The 17,048-nt window shown below is 44.8% G+C and carries 14 protein-coding genes and 2 pseudogenes; 6 read left to right on the forward strand and 10 right to left on the reverse strand.

The annotated features are described in order from the left end of the window. Nucleotides 1-110 precede the first annotated feature (110 nt). The 3 genes and pseudogenes from DWW70_RS04215 to DWW70_RS04225 all read right to left on the reverse strand — a co-directional run. Nucleotides 111-740, reverse strand: a pseudogene (locus DWW70_RS04215) (DUF4368 domain-containing protein); the annotation flags it as partial. 242 nt (nucleotides 741-982) lie between these two features. Continuing rightward, a pseudogene (locus DWW70_RS15385) lies at nucleotides 983-1,185 on the reverse strand (hypothetical protein). A gap of 157 nt (nucleotides 1,186-1,342) precedes the next feature. Then, nucleotides 1,343-1,567, reverse strand: coding sequence for a helix-turn-helix domain-containing protein (locus DWW70_RS04225; protein ID WP_118016726.1), 225 nt, complete (start codon nucleotides 1,565-1,567; stop codon nucleotides 1,343-1,345). A gap of 303 nt (nucleotides 1,568-1,870) precedes the next feature. Between DWW70_RS04225 and DWW70_RS04230 the strand changes: the two genes are divergently transcribed. The 5 genes from DWW70_RS04230 (at nucleotide 1,871) to DWW70_RS04250 (ending at nucleotide 8,126) form a co-directional block, all read left to right on the forward strand. Beyond that, nucleotides 1,871-2,911 (forward strand): DUF6076 domain-containing protein, encoded by a 1,041-nt coding sequence (locus DWW70_RS04230; RefSeq protein ID WP_118016727.1) that lies wholly within the window; start codon nucleotides 1,871-1,873, stop codon nucleotides 2,909-2,911. 68 nt (nucleotides 2,912-2,979) lie between these two features. Beyond that, nucleotides 2,980-3,663: a response regulator transcription factor gene (locus tag DWW70_RS04235; RefSeq protein WP_055279825.1), complete on the forward strand. Its 684-nt coding sequence runs from the start codon at nucleotides 2,980-2,982 to the stop codon at nucleotides 3,661-3,663. Further along, complete coding sequence (locus tag DWW70_RS04240; RefSeq protein ID WP_055279824.1) at nucleotides 3,660-4,691, forward strand: sensor histidine kinase; 1,032 nt, start codon at nucleotides 3,660-3,662, stop codon at nucleotides 4,689-4,691. Before DWW70_RS04235 ends, DWW70_RS04240 begins: the two co-directional genes overlap by 4 nt. Before the next feature lie 122 nt (nucleotides 4,692-4,813). Continuing rightward, entirely contained in the window at nucleotides 4,814-5,479 is a 666-nt protein-coding gene (locus DWW70_RS04245) for an ABC transporter ATP-binding protein (RefSeq protein WP_118016728.1), read from the forward strand. A gap of 13 nt (nucleotides 5,480-5,492) precedes the next feature. Further along, a complete protein-coding gene (locus DWW70_RS04250; protein ID WP_055273581.1) occupies nucleotides 5,493-8,126 on the forward strand; it encodes an ABC transporter permease in 2,634 nt (877 codons plus the stop codon). A gap of 134 nt (nucleotides 8,127-8,260) precedes the next feature. On the opposite strand, the gene DWW70_RS04255 is transcribed toward DWW70_RS04250, so the two are convergent. From DWW70_RS04255 to DWW70_RS04280, 7 genes are all read right to left on the reverse strand, one after another. Then, on the reverse strand, nucleotides 8,261-8,389 hold the full coding sequence (locus DWW70_RS04255; protein ID WP_004849786.1) for a helix-turn-helix transcriptional regulator: 129 nt from the start codon (nucleotides 8,387-8,389) through the stop codon (nucleotides 8,261-8,263). A gap of 307 nt (nucleotides 8,390-8,696) precedes the next feature. Then, nucleotides 8,697-11,126, reverse strand: a complete 2,430-nt coding sequence (gene pheT / locus DWW70_RS04260; protein ID WP_118649273.1) for a phenylalanine--tRNA ligase subunit beta — start codon at nucleotides 11,124-11,126, stop codon at nucleotides 8,697-8,699. Between the two features lie 104 nt (nucleotides 11,127-11,230). Continuing rightward, nucleotides 11,231-12,250 carry a phenylalanine--tRNA ligase subunit alpha gene (pheS, locus tag DWW70_RS04265; RefSeq protein ID WP_015533215.1) on the reverse strand — a complete coding sequence of 340 codons (1,020 nt, stop codon included), beginning with the start codon at nucleotides 12,248-12,250 and terminating at the stop codon, nucleotides 11,231-11,233. Nucleotides 12,251-12,892: 642 nt separating this feature from the next. Further along, the gene (locus DWW70_RS04270) at nucleotides 12,893-13,072 is read right to left on the reverse strand and encodes a hypothetical protein (RefSeq protein WP_015533216.1); all 180 of its coding nucleotides are present in this window, start codon (nucleotides 13,070-13,072) and stop codon (nucleotides 12,893-12,895) included. Between the two features lie 14 nt (nucleotides 13,073-13,086). Beyond that, nucleotides 13,087-13,359: a hypothetical protein gene (locus DWW70_RS14765; protein WP_055273587.1), complete on the reverse strand. Its 273-nt coding sequence runs from the start codon at nucleotides 13,357-13,359 to the stop codon at nucleotides 13,087-13,089. 25 nt (nucleotides 13,360-13,384) lie between these two features. Continuing rightward, on the reverse strand, nucleotides 13,385-14,377 hold the full coding sequence (locus DWW70_RS04275) for a YihY/virulence factor BrkB family protein (RefSeq protein WP_055273589.1): 993 nt from the start codon (nucleotides 14,375-14,377) through the stop codon (nucleotides 13,385-13,387). A gap of 18 nt (nucleotides 14,378-14,395) precedes the next feature. Further along, the gene (locus tag DWW70_RS04280; protein WP_022217148.1) at nucleotides 14,396-16,009 is read right to left on the reverse strand and encodes a SpoIID/LytB domain-containing protein; all 1,614 of its coding nucleotides are present in this window, start codon (nucleotides 16,007-16,009) and stop codon (nucleotides 14,396-14,398) included. A 434-nt stretch (nucleotides 16,010-16,443) separates the two neighbouring features. On the opposite strand from DWW70_RS04280, the gene DWW70_RS04285 reads away from it, so the two are divergent. After that, nucleotides 16,444-17,043, forward strand: a complete 600-nt coding sequence (locus tag DWW70_RS04285) for a hypothetical protein (RefSeq protein WP_243017654.1) — start codon at nucleotides 16,444-16,446, stop codon at nucleotides 17,041-17,043. The last annotated feature ends 5 nt before the right edge of the window (nucleotides 17,044-17,048 follow it).

The raw sequence follows: 17,048 nt of genomic DNA on the forward strand, positions 1-17,048 counted from the left end.
TCATCCAGACTGATATGATAGAGATCACTCATTTTGATCACGCTGGCAATATCTGGCATAGTCTTTCCCGTTTCCCTTAATTAAAGATATTATTGGGTAAAAAAGAAAGGTCAGTCAATTTTGCCGATGAAGCGGTAGTAGATTTCTACTTCCTGCTCACGGCTTCCGTCCTCGCCCTTGACAGCTTCGTGGACGGTTATTTTTTCAATTAGAGTGTTCAGAAGTTCTGCGGTCAGCTCCACAGGGTTGACATACTGTTTCATTAGGGCAATCCACTTTTCAGCATCCGCTGCGGTCTGTACGGCGGCTTCCATCGTTTCGTGAAGCTGTCTTATTTTTGTTTCAAGCTCCTTTTGCTCGTTCTGGTACTTCTCGGACAGCATATTGAAGTTATACTCGGTTATGCGTCCGGCAGACCAGTCCTCATACATTTTAGCAAACAGCCCGTCAACCTCGGCTTTACGCTTCTCTGCCTTTTTCAGCTCCGCAGCCTGCTTTTTCTTCGCAGAGTTTCTTTCCCTGTCGCTGGCATTGAGCAGGCGTTTCAGCAGCTTGTCCTCGTCTTTCTGTGCCAGCATAGACCAGTATTGCAGTCTTGCAAGCACATAGGCATACAGTACATCATAGCGGATATAGTGCATGGAACACTGGCGTAATCCCTGTCCGTTCTTGCTGCAATGGTAGTACCCGTATGGGTTCTTATTCTGCTTGTTTTCCCCATAGGCTAAAGACCATCCGCAGACAGTCTGTGTGTCAGTGCTTCTATAAAACCCGATGAAAATGGAAAACCGCAGAGCGGATTTCTCTTTGCGGCGGGTACACAGGGGATAGCCGCTTTAGCGGCGCAAGGGGGTGTAGCCACCTTGTCGGAGCGAAGCGAACGCAGACCTCGGACTGCTGATTTTATCAGCGGCAGAGGTAAGCTCCGCAGGACGCACGATACATGGTCTTTAGACTATGTATAGAAGTGCGCCCTTAGTTCCTAAGGGATTTTGCCGTTTCCGGCAGTCTTGTCCTTTTTCTTGGAACGCTTGGAAAGATACTTCAGGCAGTCACCACAACCGCCCGGAAGCTCTGTTTACATTCGTGCTGGCATTTCCGGCACAGTTCGTTGTAAGTGATACGGCTGCGGTCATTTAAGAAGAAAGACCATTCCAACCGCCGCTTGTTGCTCATTCTTGCCATAACCGGCTCCTTTCTCCGTTTCTATCTGATGTACGCAGATAGGCTGTTTTGGTGTAGCGTTTCGGTATCATTTTTAAGGTTTTTTCCCTCTGTATGCCCCTTTGGAAAGTGCGGCAGTATTGCAGTCAGGGGATAATACCTCACGCTTATTTGTCGCTTATTTGTCGCTTCTCAGTACGTTTTCGGAGCCTTTTGCCATCCATTCAAAGAAAGCAATTTTGCTGACCTTGATAAGCCTGCCCCTGCGGAACGCCGGAAAGCTGGGTGTGTGTACCAGCTCATAGGCGCTCGCTCTTGAAATTCCCATAATCCGCTGAATGTCCGCCACATCCAGAACCAGCGGTAAATCCTCGTAGCTGTTCAATCTCTTTTTATCGTTCATTCTGTTCCTCCCATAAATCAAATAGGTTAAAATGCTTCCTGTTGCCGTTCTCCCCCCAAAGCCGTTTTCCTGCCCCATTCCTGCGGTGTTTCCCTGCATTAGTGCGCTGGATGCGTCACTTCTCCTGCCGGTCATATCCCTTTTGGACGGTCATTCACTTGTCAAGGTACTGTGTGGTACGAAATTACCAACTGCAATCATCATAGCGGACTATTCTTGACAAAACAATGCTTCTGCGATACCATGAGTGTAATTAATATAACTAAATTATATAATTACCATAAACAAAGGCAGGGGATAGGGATGGAGAATCAGTTTATACGGCATGAGCCATGTTTTGAGAGGATTTTGTTTGTCCTGACGCTGGACAGGAAGAAAATGAAAGAACGGATTTTGATTGGGGAAGAACAGCAGATCCGCTTCCGGCTGAACGGGAGCCAAAACGCAGAGGTGCTTTGTGATATGACACGCCCGCTGGGAACTTTTTTGATAAACTTTGAGCGTGACACGGACAGAGACTGGAACTTATGCGGGCTTTCTCCGTTGCGGCAAGCCCTCCACTCCAACCGATGGAAACAGCCGGAGCTGGAGCAGGCGGCAAGCGAATTTCTCTGGGGAAAATATCTTAGCAATGACCCTCTGGAAATGTATGTGGCGTTCCGTATCTGGAACAGCTATCTGCTTGCCAGAGAACCCCGTGACCGTAACGCTGCCTGTGACCGCTTCATGGATAAAATGAGCAGCCTGACCGGGGTATTCCATAACGAAGACATGAGCTTTGACAGGGAGACAGGAAAACCGAAACATTTTCAAGCTGGCAGCCTTTATTTCAAAGGCGCACCGTCAGAAGATACCCGGCTTGACCTCTGGTTCCCGGACAACCGGCGCACAGAAGAATGTGTGTCTGCCTATGCGTCCCTCTACCCGTTGATTACCTATTATCTGAACAGGCTGAATGACTGGGGGCTTTGCTTCCGGCGGTGCAAGGTCTGTGGAAAATATTTTCTGGCAAAGAGCCAGCGGTATGAGCTGTGCAGCGATAAGTGCCGAAAAGCACAGGCGCTTCAAAACAAGCGGGAATTTGACGAGAGGGCAAGAGAAAATGCCTATGACCTGCTTTATAAAAATGAATGCCAGAACTGGCGCAACAAAATAAACCGGGTAAAAAATACCGCAGGCTTTCCGGCTGACCGTCTGGAAAAAATACAGGCTGCCTTTTCTGACTTTAAGAAAGAAGCCTTACAGAGAAAAAAGGCTGTAAAAACAGGAACAGCCAGCCCGAAAGAATTTACGGACTGGCTGTATCAGCAGAGTAATGTAATTGTGAAGCTGACTGAATACTAAATTTTTTCTCGTTGTGAGGTTTCTGTGACATTTTGCTGATACTATAAAAAGAAAAAGGATGTGATACTATGCGAATACTGGTTGTTGAAGATGACCAGCTTTTGAATAAGACATTAAGCTATAATCTGTCGGCTGTCGGATATTCCGTGGATGGGGCTATGTCAAAGGCTGTTGCCATAAGATTTCTTGAAAAACAGGATTATGATTTAATCGTTTTGGATGTCAATCTGCCGGATGGGAACGGATTTGATATATGCCGCGAGGTAAAAGAACGCCGTCCCGATATCGCCGTGATTTTTCTAACCGCAAATGATATGGAAAGCGATATGCTGAAAGGATTTGAATTGGGTGCAGATGATTATGTAACAAAGCCCTTTCCTATCAGCGTGTTCCAAAAGAAAGTATCTGCTTTACTGAACCGCATTTCAGTACAATCCGGCGGCGATTTCTACGATGACGGGAATTTGTATATCCATTTTTCCGAATTATCAGCGTGTCTCGCAGGACAGCCGATTACCCTTACATCGTTGGAATATCGTTTATTAAAAGTGCTAACAAGAAACTCACAAACTGTCCTAACACGTCAGGTATTGCTTGAAAAGCTGTGGGATGTAGATGAAAATTATGTGGATGAACACGCACTTACCACAACGATCAGCCGCATCCGCAGTAAAATTGAAACGAACCAGCATTCCTACATCAAAACCGTTTATGGTATGGGCTATATGTGGATTGGAGGAGCGCAAAAATGATTTCCAAAAAACTCTCCTTAAATAAAGTCTGCATAATACTGGCAACTACCATTTTACTTTTATCCGTGGTCATGTTTTCAGTTCTATATATCCTGACAAAAGAAATGTCTGTGGTATTTTGCAGCATGGCGTTTTGTCTGCTTTTTCTACTTTGTGTTACTGCTTTTGTGATACTGATACGGCGAAAGCTGACTTTGTTTTCTGAAATACTTTGCTGCACCTTAGACGAAATGATGAATGGAAAAATAGATATATCACAGGTTGCCGAAGAAGAAAACCTATTTTATAAAATCAATCATCGGCTGGTGCGCCTTTATGAGGTTATGCAGGAAAGCAAAAACAGCGTTGCCAGTGAACGAGCTGACTTACAGGAATTGATTTCCGATATTTCTCATCAGGTAAAGACACCAATATCAAACTTAAAAATGATAAATGCCACCTTATTAGAACAAGAAGTGCCACAGGATAAACAGCGGGAATTTCTACTTGCCAGTGGCACACAGCTTGATAAACTGGATTTCTTAATGCAGGCTATGATAAAAACTTCCCGACTTGAAACTGGCGTTATCTCACTTGAAAAGAAACAGCAGCCCATCTATGATACTCTTGCTATGGCGCTGGGCAGTATTTTTATGAACGCTGAAAGAAAGCACATACAAGTTGAAGTAAACTGCCCGGAAACATTGGTTGTTTCCCATGACCGCAAATGGACAGCAGAAGCCTTATTTAACATATTGGATAATGCAGTTAAGTACACGCCGGAGTACGGTTCTATCCGTGTTTGCGTTGAAAGCTGGGAAATGCACCTGAAAGTCAGCATTACCGATACCGGCAAAGGTATTCCCGAAAACCAGCAGGGAGCAATTTTTAGGCGCTTTTATCGGGAAGAAGATGTCCACGATATAGAGGGAATCGGCATTGGGCTGTATCTCGCAAGGGAAATTATTAGCTTGCAGAACGGTTATATACAAGTAACTTCCCAAGTAGGAACAGGCTCAACATTCTCCGTTTTTCTTCCCCATGAATAACCTGTTTTTTGAAATATCACAGGATTGTGACATTTCAGGGCGATTTATTATGTCGGCTGTGACATTTCTGTGAGGTTTGGTCGTTATAATGGATTTATCAAAAAGAAAGGATGGTGTTCTTTATGAGCATTTTGCAAACGACTGAACTAAAAAAATATTATGGCGCAAAACCGAACATTACCAAAGCCTTGGATGGTGTGACCCTCTCCATTGAAAAGGGCGAATTTGTTGCCATCGTAGGGACCTCCGGCAGCGGTAAATCTACACTGCTGAATATGATTGGTGGATTGGATGTGCCGACCTCTGGCAAGGTTATTGTGGATGGACGTGAACTCTCAACATTGAAAGATGAGCAGCTTACCATCTTCCGTAGGAGAAAGATTGGCTTCATCTTCCAGAACTACAATCTGGTTCCGGTGCTGAATGTCTATGAAAACATCGTGCTGCCTGTGGAGCTGGACGGAAACAAGGTGGACAAGACGTTTATGAACGAAGTTGTTCAGATGCTGGGGCTGGAGGATAAGCTGAACAATATGCCCAATAACCTCTCCGGCGGTCAGCAGCAGCGCGTAGCCATTGCCCGCGCCTTGGTGTCAAAGCCCTCTATTGTTTTGGCTGATGAACCCACCGGCAACCTGGACAGCAAGACCAGCGCCGATGTGCTGGGGCTTTTGAAAACCACAAGTCAGAAATTCCACCAAACCATCGTGATGATTACTCATAATAATGAGATTGCCCAGCTTGCCGACCGTATCATTCGAATTGAGGATGGCAAGATCGTGCAATAAAGGGGGCGGGACTATGAATGACATTCTATTTGGCAATAATAACACAAAAACCATCAAGCGGCTATCTAAACAATATTTCAAAAAGAATAAGGTTCGTAATCTGGCAGCGATTCTTGCGATCGTTCTGACAGCATTTTTGTTTACATCCATCACTTCACTGGTATTTAACATGGTATCCTCCATGCAGCTCTCTATGCAGATGCAGAAAGGCAGTAAGGCAGATGGAACCTTTGGGTACATGACCGAGGAACAGTTTGAGCAACTGAAAAACAGTGATTTTGTGGAGCAGGCAGGTCATCGGCGGATGATTGGATATGCAAGCAACGCCCTGGGTCATTCTGTTGAATTAAACTATGCTGATAGCATACAGCAGGAACTTACATTCTGTGTGCCAACGCATGGTTCAGCACCGGAAAAGGCAAATGAAATTGCTACTACCGAACTGGCTTTAAAAGCCCTTGGTGTGGAACCGGAGATTGGAGCAGAAGTTCCTCTGGAATTTGAAATTCGGGGAAAAACCTACCATTATGATATGGTGCTTTCCGGTTGGTGGGAAGCAAGCAACGATATGGTCAGCGTGGCGGTTCTCTCAGAGCAGTTTGTAAAAGATAATCCGGATGTAGTGAAAAATACCCGCGCAGTGGACGGAGAAATCTCAGGGGTTACTTTTTCTGACGTTGTGCTGAAAGACAAGACGAACATTCAGGAGCAGATGGATAACTTTGTCTACTCTATTGGCGGCAATCCAAAGGATATGTCTGCTGATAACTTTATCCTCTCTGTTGAAAACCAGATGGGGAAAGCCATGATTTCTCCGGAGTCCATCTTATTTGCCGTAGTATTTGTGCTGATGTTTGTATTGTGCGGCTATTTGCTGATTTATAATATTTTTGATATTTCCGTTATGCAGGATGTTCGGCAATATGGCTTACTGCGGCTGATTGGTGCTTCTACGCGGCAAATTAAAAGCATCGTCAATCGGCAGGCGGTATGGCTGACCCTGATTGGGCTGCCTATTGGTTTAATTGCCGGGTTCTTTGCTGGCCGGGCGTTGCTTCCGGCAGTAATGGAAATTTTTAGCTATGAGTATTCTACGACAAGTTTGCAGACATCGACCTCCCCCGTGTTATTTATTATAGCTGCCTTGTTTACGATTCTGACGGTATTTATCAGTACCCGCAAACCAGCCAAAAAGGCCGCAAAAGTATCTCCCATGGAGGCGATCCGCTATACGGAGCAGGATGATTATAAAAAGAAAACCGTTACACGAACCAGAGGTGCAAAACTCTCCCATATGGCATTTTCCAACTTGGGACGCAATAGACGCCGCTGTGTATTCATCGTTGTTTCTATGCTTTTGTGTATCGTTCTGTTCAACTCTATGATTATTGTGACACAGAGCATGGATGAAGAAAAGTGGATTACCCGCACAACGAAAACAGATTTTACCGTCTATAATTCGATTGCAGTCAATGCTTTGGAAGGCTTTCGACATCACGAAGATGCACTTCCACAGCAAGTGGTAGATATGATCCGTGAGCAGGACGGTCTGGAAGAAGAACGGTATCTTTATCGCAATACCGCAGATGACAGTAACGTGCTGGTTGATTATGGTTTTGAGGGACTGGAGTGTACTTCAACCTATGAAGATCAGGACGGTAGCCTCCGCAAAGCCTTTGGAAATTATAATATGAAGACTGCCCCGGATGCAGAAAATCTTTTCTTTGGAAATGTTTTTGGCGCTTCCGAACATTTTTGGGCGGATATGATGATTTATGATGGAGAAACAGATCCTAATGTACTGAAACAAAAAATGCTAACTGGAGAATATGTCATTATTGGAGAAGGGTTGGACCGACTGAGTGGTGGTCCGAAAAGTACGCCCCTGACAGAACAGTTACAGATTGGCGACAGTATTTCTTTTTACAGGGATGGCGAGTTAGTCAAAACCTGCACAATTCTTGCAAAAGCCTGTACCGTTGGAACTGAGGACGAAACGCCGTCAACAACTACGGCTATGAGGAATATTGGTGGCGATGCGCCCTTTGTGTATTTGCCGGACACTCTGTTCAAACAGATTTACACGACTCCAACTCTGCTGAGTTATGGATTTAATATGGATGATTCCTTACAGCCGCAAATGGAGGAATTTTTGAGCAGTTATGTTGAAAAAAACCCCTCTGTTACCTATACCTCAACAAAATTACTGAAAGAACAATTAAATTCTGTTGCAAGTATGGTTCTGGTTGTAGGCAGTCTGATTGGCTGTATCATGGCTTTAGTAGGACTGATTAACTTTACAAATATGATTATCACCAATATTATCACCCGCCGCCATGAGTTTGCGACTATGCAGAGTATCGGTATGACAAATCGCCAGCTTCAAAGGCTGATGGTTTATGAAGGCGTCTACTATGCCGCTGGTGCAGACATCATTGGTGGAGTGGTTGCGCTGCTGCTTGCTGTGACGGTGCTGGAAAATGTCTTGAACTCGCCATCTATGTGGTTCTTCACTATGAATATCACATTGGTTCCTGTTCTGGTCATTGGTGTGCTTTATCTGCTGCTGGCTGCGGTTATTCCGCTGATCGTTCTCCGCTTCTTTAACAAGGGAACTGTGGTGGAACGATTGAGGACCTCGGAATAAGAGTAATTTTCTTAATAACCATGTAAAAAACAAATCAAAAAGGTACTTGATATTGCGCTTCATTGCTTTTATCAAGTACCTTTTTTCATGCAGTATCATATAAGCGTGGATTCGTTATCTTTGGTGTGGTATCTTTAACTATGGGAAACTCCAGTTTCCCAGTTGGATATCGTCTGCCTCGAAACCATAATCTTCTCAGCAGCCTGATCCTGGGTTAACCCGGCTCCGTTTCTCGCTTCCTTTATCTTATTACCAATCTCCATATTCTTCCTCTTTTACCTCCTTTATCAATCACTCTGAGTTCTCTATCTGAGCAAATGCTAACACCCATATCACATCTTTTCCATCAAAAGGCTTTGTCCTTGCCCCGGATACAGTGTAAAAATCCTTTTACATACCTTACCATCCCGTCTCTCAGCATTCAACATAAAAATGCCACCCGGTAACAGACCTTCTGAGGTACACCTCATTTGCGATCTGTTACCGGGTGGTATTTAAAATATATAGTATTGATCATCTTAAGCAGAATCTACACCGCATGCCTGGCTTCCATGCAGTGCAGCCCAGATATTACGCTCTGATCTCGATTCCGAGCTTTCCAAGCTCCTTGAGGATCTTGGCAATGATTCCATCGACCTCTGACGTCTCAAGTGTTCTATCCTTAGCACGGAATGTCATTGTGTAAGCCACTGACTTCTTGCCCTTGGCGATCTGCTCACCCTCGTATACATCAAAAAGTTTGTAGCTCTCAAGCAGCTTGCCGCCACATTTCTTTATGACTTCCTCTATCTGTCCGACAAATATTTCCTTGTCCACAACAAGACTCAGGTCTCTTGTACTTCCCGGGAACTTTGCGATTCCCTCGTACTTGGTATCGAAGTTTGAAAGCATAACCAGTGTAGGCATATCGATGACTGCCACATATACCTCACCCTTAAGGTTGTAGTTGTCACATACCTCAGGATGTACCTGTCCGATAAATCCAATTGTCAGGTTGCCCTTCTTGAGCTTTGCCTGACGGCCCGGATGAAAGAATGTGTACTCTGACTCAGGCTCGTATGTCACCTGTCCCTTGAGACCAACCTTGTCTGTAAGCTCCTCGAGAACTCCCTTGAGATCAAAGAAATCTCCCTGACCATACATACCGATAGTCAGCTTCATTCTCTCCTCTGGAAGCTCTGTGAGTGGAAGTGACTTTGGAAGGTATACATTTCCGAACTCATAAAGTCTTGCGATCTTGTTCTTTCTATTATAATTTGTTGCCAGTGATGTGAGAACACCGTTCAGTGATACAGTTCTCATGATACTGAAGTCCTCACCGAGAGGATTTGCTATTGTAACGGTCTTTCTAAACTCGCTGTCAGCAGGAAGAAGCAGCTTGTCAAATACCTTAGGGCTCTCGAATGAGTAGCACATACCGCCAGAGAAACCATTTGCCTCAAGGACATCCCTTGCGATGGCATTGATCATCTGGTCGTATGGGAGCTTACCAACTGTTGCCTCACCTCTTGGAAGTGATACAGGAATGTTGTCGTATCCGTAGAATCTTGCAACCTCCTCTGCCAGATCTGCCATACAGTTCAGATCCTGTCTGAAGCTTGGCACATCCAGTGTGTTTGTCTCTGCATCATATGTGAGTCCAAGTCTGCCGAAGTAGTACAGCATCTTCTCAGGCTCAACATCTGTTCCGAGAAGCGCATTCATCTTGTCTGGCTCAAATGGGAGCTTCTTGTCCTGTACAGGATTTGGATATACATCGACAGCTCCGCCGACTACCTCACCTGCGCCCATCTCCTCGATGAGCTGACACGCTCTGTCTATTGCCTCCATAGCAAGATTTGGATCAAGTCCCTTTGTGAACTTGGCTGCCGCATCAGTTGCAAGACCGATCCTTCTGGATGAAAGTCTGATATTTGTTCCATCAAAGCAAGCTGCCTCAAAGAGCAGTGTATCGATACTGTCTGTTACCATGGAGTTCTCGCCGCCCATGATTCCGGCGATACCGATCTCCTTCTCACCGTCACAGATCATCAGAACGTCATGGTCGAGCTTTCTCTCCTGTCCATCAAGTGTTACAAATGTATCTCCGTCATTTGCACGGCGGACAACGATCTTGTTGCCAGCTATGGTGCTGAGATCATATGCGTGCATTGGCTGTCCGTACTCTTCCATAACGTAGTTTGTTATATCGACAAGGTTGTTGATCGAACGGATTCCCTGTGAAGCAAGTCTCTGCTGCATCCACTTTGGTGAAGGTCCGATCTTCAGGTTCTTGACAACCCTTGCTGTGTATCTAGGGCAGAGGTCAGGATCCTTTACCTCTACTGATATATAGTCATTGACGTCCTCGTCATTTCCTGTCTTTGTTACCACTGGTGGGTAAAATGACTTGTCAAATGTAGCTGCTGCCTCTCTTGCCATACCGATCATTGAGAAACAATCAACTCTGTTGGATGTGATCTCGTATTCGACAACAACATCGTCAAGTCCAAGTGCCTTCACAGCGTCATCGCCCGGCTTCACACCTGACTCCACCGGGAATACATACACGCCATCCTCCGGTGCTTCCGGATAGAAGTCTCTTGATGAACCAAGCTCCTCTATACCGCACATCATACCATTTGACTCAACTCCTCTGAGCTTACCCTTCTTGATCTTGATTCCGTCAGGGTACTCATTGTTGTCGCCGTGTGCTGCCGCAACCTTACCACCGTCAAGTACAAGTGGGATGAGATCATTGACCTTTACATTCTTTGCTCCGGTCACGATCTGAAGAGGCTCCGCCTGTCCAACATCTACCTGACATACTACAAGCTTGTCCGCATCCGGATGCTTCTCCATAGTGAGAATCTTGCCGACAACAATCTTGTCAAGATTCTTATCCTTCTGTTCGTAACCCTCTACATGTGATCCTGAGAGAGTCATGGCGTCTACAAACTCCTGAGCTGTCACGTCCAGATCAGGAACATATGCCTTTATCCATGAAATTGGTGTATTCATCTATTTGTCCTCCTATTTATCATTGAACTCCAGCCATGCAAAATTTGCCTTCGGCAAATGGCTGGAGCTGCATGTCAAGTTTTCACAGAAAACTTGACACATACTTAAAACTGGTCTAAGAATCTCATGTCGTTCTCGTAAAGAAGTCTCATGTCATCTATCTCATACTTGAGAAGTGTTACTCTCTCAAGTCCGATTCCAAATGCAAATCCTGAATATACCTCAGGATCTATTCCACAGTCGCGGAGAACCTTTGGATGAACCATACCACAGCCAAGGATCTCTATCCAGCCGCTGCCCTTACATACTCGGCATCCCTTGCCGCCGCACTTGAAGCATGTGATATCACACTCTGCTGAAGGCTCTGTGAATGGGAAGTGGTGAGGTCTGAACTTGACCTTTGTGTTCTCACCGAAGAACTCCTTTGCCCACTGCGCCAGTGTTCCCTTGAGGTCAGCCATGGTGATTCCCTTATCTATTACAAGTCCCTCTACCTGATGGAACGATGGTGAATGTGTTGCATCTACCTCATCAGCTCTGAATACTCGTCCAGGTGAGAGGATTCTGATCGGAAGATTGCCCTTCTCCATGATTCTTGCCTGAACAGGTGATGTCTGTGTACGAAGGAGGATATCCTTTGTAACATAGAATGTATCCTGCTCATCCTTTGCAGGGTGATTTGCAGGAATGTTCAGCAGCTCAAAGTTGTACTTGTCATACTCTACCTCTGGTCCCTCAACTATCTCGTAACCCATACCGATGAATACTCTCTCCAGATCTTCAAGTGCTATCTGGTTTGGATGTCTGTGTCCTGTAAGCTTCTTCACTCCTGGAAGAGTTACATCTATGGTCTCTCTCTTCATCTTCTCTGCACGGAGTGCCCTGTTGATGGACTTTGTCTTCTCATCAAGGGCTGTCTCGATGGCCTGACGCGCCTCATTTACCATCTGGCCTACCTTTGGTCTGTCCTCCGGTGCTACATCCTTCATGCTTTTGAGAACCTGTGTGAGTTCTCCCTTCTTACCGAGTATCGCCACCTTCACATCGTTAAGTGTCGATACAACCTCTGCGCTCTCGATCTTGGCAAGAGCCTCTGCCTTGATGGCTTCCAACTTGTCTCTCATCGTGTTTCTCCTTTTTCTATTTATAGGGATTTCAATGTGGATCCTATATTAATTACTTCCATATATAAGTCACGGAATTGCCCGACTACGGCTTCCGCAATTCCTACAGTAATTCGCGCTCCGCCCTATCGGGCTATGCGCTCATTCCTCTTTTGGGCGTTTACCGGGATTGCTCCGCGCATCGCAGCCGCTTGTCACCCTGTAAACACAAAAGTCCCTAGCATGTTATACATACTAGGGACGAATTATATCCGCGTTACCACCCTGATTCCAGACACTCTATGTATCTTGTCCATGTCTGACTCTCATTAGACGTTTGTCGCACGTCACACGCCACACCCTACACAGACCAACATCTGTCATCTGATAAAACAGATATCTTCAATCCTTCAGCCGTGGTGGCTCTGATGTGAAATTAAATACGCACTCTTACCTGACCTGGCTTTCAGCCGCTGACCCGGTCTCTCTGATGGTGACATACGTATCTTTTGCATCGTCACTGCCTGTAGAGATAATATACCTACATGTGGGTGTTAGTCAACATCTTTTTTGTCATACTGTCATGATCAACAACAATTCAATTTTCAGAAATATTATATAACTTGATTGTGAAAATAAACCTTACGAGTACCATACTCCTATTTAATCATCTTCCCGTTTCTTTTTCTTTATTTGTAAAGCAATTGATGCCAAAAGTAATATCCAGCCTATCAATAAGATTATATAAAACATCACCTTACCAAAATCTCCTTTTAAGATAAAATCGATTGCAAACAAACATGCACTAAGCACTAACAGAAGTATAGCTTTTTTTTCTCTCATATATTTTCTCCTTTTTATATCAAAATCGCTTTATATCTTTCACTCTTTATTTTCTTTGTATCTGCAAGTCTTCCTTTACTATTATACGTAAGTAAATAAATATCAAATCCATCTTTACTGCTATTTGTTACATATTTAAATCTATATCCCCAGTTTTCAATACCAGGAGACCTAATATCAGTACTTCCATAGTTACTTATTATATCTGAAAGAAGCTTAGACAATGTATACCCTGTTGCTAGACTTGCTGTGACTGCCCCCTTAGTTACCAAAATATCAATTGCCACTCCACCAGAATAGGAGGCTTTTATTTCATTTATCTACTTCTACATCAACTTCTTCGTCCATCTTTAAATGTCGATTTTTTCGCATCCGCCTCTTCTCCACACGCTTTTTCTTCCTCTCAAGTCGTCTCTTCTTACGCCCGGCCTTGTGCGCACGCCTTCTTATTCCCCGGATTCCATTATCCATGAATTTGTTGATCTCCGCGCCTATCAGCATGACGTACATACACATGTAAAGCCACAGCGCAAGCAATATCACACTTGCAAGGCTTCCATACATATATGTGTTGATTCCCACTATATTGATATAGCTTGATACGCCAAATGACAAAAGCATCCAGAGTATGGTCGTAAATGCAGCTCCCGGCACAGCGGTCTTGATCCTCACCCGCTCAACCGGCAATGCCCAGTATGCCACGATCATAACCCCAAACAAAACCGTAGGGGCAAATGCTATCTTGACGATCGACAGGATATTCGCAACGGTATCCACCAGTTGGAATCTCTCCACCGAATCCAGCCGCACCAGCATTTTTGACACAACTACATCGCCGAGGATATATATGACCATAACCGCCACCAGCATCACACAGAATATCAATGTATACAGAGTGTGTATCGCTCTTCTGAGGAAATAATTGACGCTGTCCTCCTTGCCTGCCATGAAAGTGAGTCCGCGGCCTATAGCCATTGTTCCCTTTGACGCCGACCACACTGTGAGCAATATGGTTGCTGTGGTGGCAAGCAGTGAGCTCTTGCTGTCGAAAATCTCTGCAAACATGAATTCAAAATTGGAATTGATCTCCTCCGGGAACAGTTCCTTTATTATCTCCAACACCTGGGTCTCTGTGAATGGCAGATATTTGACAAATGTAAGCAGCGTCATCGCCAGTGGAAACAGTGACAGCAGCAGGAAAAAAGCAGACTGTGCCGCAAATGCCGCCACCTGATCCTTATTCATCTCTGCCATAAACAATCTGACTTTATGGTATATGAGCACTATGCGCTTCTTTAACTTCATAATTAGTGATTCTCTCCGTTACTTTTCAACCGAACTGAGAACTGCTCCGTTGTAATAATGGCTTATTATCTGCGCTGCAGTATATCCCAGCTTTGCCAGTTCATTTGCACCATTCTGACTCATTCCGACTCCATGTCCGTATCCGCCGCCCTTAAGTGTGTAGAGTCCTGTGTCATTATCCTTCTTTACATAGTAGAAATTACTTGGAACGCCTGTCCAGCCCGTGAGCTCTGATCCATCCTGCTCTGTTATAGCCTTGCCATCCGTGGCGAACAGAACTCGGATATTGCTCTGGCCGCTGACTACCACGCTTCCCTTGTCGCCTGTTATCGTAACTTCCTTCACAAGTCCACTGTCATCTCTTCCCGTCACCATTATTGACTTGATCTTGCCAACCGATGTCGCAGACACATCCGAGCATCTTGAAAGGCCGGTCTCAACCGCATTTCTCATCTCATCTTCTGTGTATGTAACCGTCCACCTGTACATAGGAAGATTTCTCTCAACCACATCTGTGTCCGTCTTGCCATCCATGAAATCCCTGAATGCCGCTTCATCGCTGAAATATGGGATGTCCAGCGCCGTATTCTGAATACGTGTACAGGTATATGGCATGCTTCCGCCCCACACCTGGTCACTCGTGGTAGTCGTTCCGCACGATGTTGAGAAATATACAGCATTTATGATCTCTCCGTTATATGTAGGTACAATTCCGGATGTGGACTGGACTGCATCTATGGAATTTCCCGTCTCAGGGAAGTTATTGTAGACCTGGCACGATGTTGTGTCATCAAGGTCTGCATTGTATCCCCTGTAGTTACTTCCAAGCTTTCTATATGTAAATCCTCTGGCGCAGATTGCCATAGCCTTGAGCGCCTCCGGGCTGTAGCTCGATGAAACCTCACTTGACACTACCCCATACAGATACTGTTCTATATCTACCTGATTGATGATCATGTATCCCGACGAATCCTTTGTTATCTCAAGGGCTCCGTGATACCTCGGGGTGCCGCTTGATTTGCTGAGACTCGATACTGTTATCATTCCATCCGAACTCTCAGGCTCAACTATGATGGATGAGGCCTTGTTGTCGCTGCCAAGTGATACAAATTCATCCGCCTTGTAGGTTTTCTTCTTGCCATCGCTCGTCACGTTAAATCCTGTACTGCAGGTAAATTCCACATAGCTCTGATAATAATCTCCGCCATTTGTCAGGATGACTCTGACACTGTTCTCCATACCGGATATAACTACTGACGATCCGCCATAGCCGCTGCCCCCGCTGGTTCTGTCGGTGCCTGACGAGCTGCTGCCTTTATCCTCTTTCTTCTTTGAAGCCACAGTTCCTGCTCCCTGAATTGTGTAGTCATACTCCGCGATCTCTGTACTGTCCGTGTCGGCTTCAACATATTGCTTCAGATCTCCCAGCGGATCATCCGGAGCTTCTATAACTATGGTCTCCACTGAATTACCATCGTTGTTATCATCAGTCTCTTCGCCTACTCTGTTTTTACCTGTTATCATCATATATCCGACAACACATACCAGAATTATAGTTATGAAACTCACTATCTTAAAATTCTTATTGTATTTGATCTTCTGATACCATTTCTTCCTCTGATCTATTCGCATTCCCCTGTCTCCATTTCTCCGCAAATATATCCACATACAGAGAAAAAGCAGCATATACATGCTGCTTCTTCATCTTGTGTAATAAACTGAAATGCGCCCTTGCTTTTGAGTCCTAGCAGCGCTAGGTGGGCAACCGCAATTGTATATCTGCCTTCCACTAGAACTTATATAACGAGGCTTGACTTCAATAACAATGATATAGGAATCCCGTTTATTCAAATGTAGGTTCAAAATCACAAGAGACTTAATACATCTCAGCTATGAGCACATTATACCTTACCTTTACATCTCTTGCAAGAATTTTTCACGTGAACTTTAACCACTATAATTGACATTATATGCCTTCTTGAAATACCAATCTTACCTGTGTTAGAATGTAGATACTTATGGGAATTTATAATTATTTCCAAACATGAAAGGCAGGTGTTCACCAAATGGATAAAACCAGCTTACAAATGTTATTCGGCGTATTGCTCGGAGTATTTCTGCTTGCACTCATAGTCATGACTGTGGTGTATATCAGAAGAAAGCTTGCCGATAAGCGCGAGGAGGCACTGAGAGATCTCGATCTCATGCAGGAAGAGGCTATCAGGGAGGAACAGAGCCAGAGCAAGGGGTACTGGATAAACCGTGATGACATTGAGGACGAGAATCAGGCTCATCTGCTCCGTTACTACCACTATTTCGATAATATCGATGAATGTATCCACGATCTCATAGTTGAGATGTATGACTGTGGATTTGTCAGGACAGAAGAAATATTTGTCGCAGCATACGGTGAGGAAGCACTCACACCTGATTCATTCATTTACATGACAGATGCTGACTGCGATCTTGAAAAGGCAAAGGCTGCACTTCCACCTGTCAGTGAGAAGAACCAGAAGATCATCTATGACCTCTGGTGCTCATATGTCGAAAAGCTTCTGGACACTGTTGAGATACACACAACCGATGCCAACAAAGATATAATCAAGGACGCACTTATGGTTTATGGCCGCAAAAAGATAACCATACTCCTGCGCAGTCCAGAATAAAATAA

Source organism: Coprococcus sp. AF16-5 (genome assembly GCF_003479365.1).
GTDB lineage: Bacteria > Bacillota > Clostridia > Lachnospirales > Lachnospiraceae > Coprococcus > Coprococcus aceti.

Bases quoted from the DNA above. Each gene is read 5' to 3' on its own strand.
- DWW70_RS04255 (WP_004849786.1), bottom strand. From the start codon at position 8,389: ATGGAGATTGGTAATAAGATAAAGGAAGCGAGAAACGGAGCCGGGTTA.
- pheT (WP_118649273.1), bottom strand. From the start codon at position 11,126: ATGAATACACCAATTTCATGGATAAAGGCATATGTTCCTGATCTGGAC.
- DWW70_RS04230 (WP_118016727.1), top strand. From the start codon at position 1,871: ATGGAGAATCAGTTTATACGGCATGAGCCATGTTTTGAGAGGATTTTG.
- DWW70_RS04245 (WP_118016728.1), top strand. From the start codon at position 4,814: ATGAGCATTTTGCAAACGACTGAACTAAAAAAATATTATGGCGCAAAA.
- DWW70_RS04275 (WP_055273589.1), bottom strand. From the start codon at position 14,377: ATGAAGTTAAAGAAGCGCATAGTGCTCATATACCATAAAGTCAGATTG.
- DWW70_RS04270 (WP_015533216.1), bottom strand. From the start codon at position 13,072: ATGAGAGAAAAAAAAGCTATACTTCTGTTAGTGCTTAGTGCATGTTTG.
- DWW70_RS04240 (WP_055279824.1), top strand. From the start codon at position 3,660: ATGATTTCCAAAAAACTCTCCTTAAATAAAGTCTGCATAATACTGGCA.
- DWW70_RS04280 (WP_022217148.1), bottom strand. From the start codon at position 16,009: ATGCGAATAGATCAGAGGAAGAAATGGTATCAGAAGATCAAATACAAT.
- DWW70_RS04250 (WP_055273581.1), top strand. From the start codon at position 5,493: ATGAATGACATTCTATTTGGCAATAATAACACAAAAACCATCAAGCGG.
- pheS (WP_015533215.1), bottom strand. From the start codon at position 12,250: ATGAGAGACAAGTTGGAAGCCATCAAGGCAGAGGCTCTTGCCAAGATC.
- DWW70_RS04235 (WP_055279825.1), top strand. From the start codon at position 2,980: ATGCGAATACTGGTTGTTGAAGATGACCAGCTTTTGAATAAGACATTA.
- DWW70_RS04225 (WP_118016726.1), bottom strand. From the start codon at position 1,567: ATGAACGATAAAAAGAGATTGAACAGCTACGAGGATTTACCGCTGGTT.
- DWW70_RS04285 (WP_243017654.1), top strand. From the start codon at position 16,444: ATGGATAAAACCAGCTTACAAATGTTATTCGGCGTATTGCTCGGAGTA.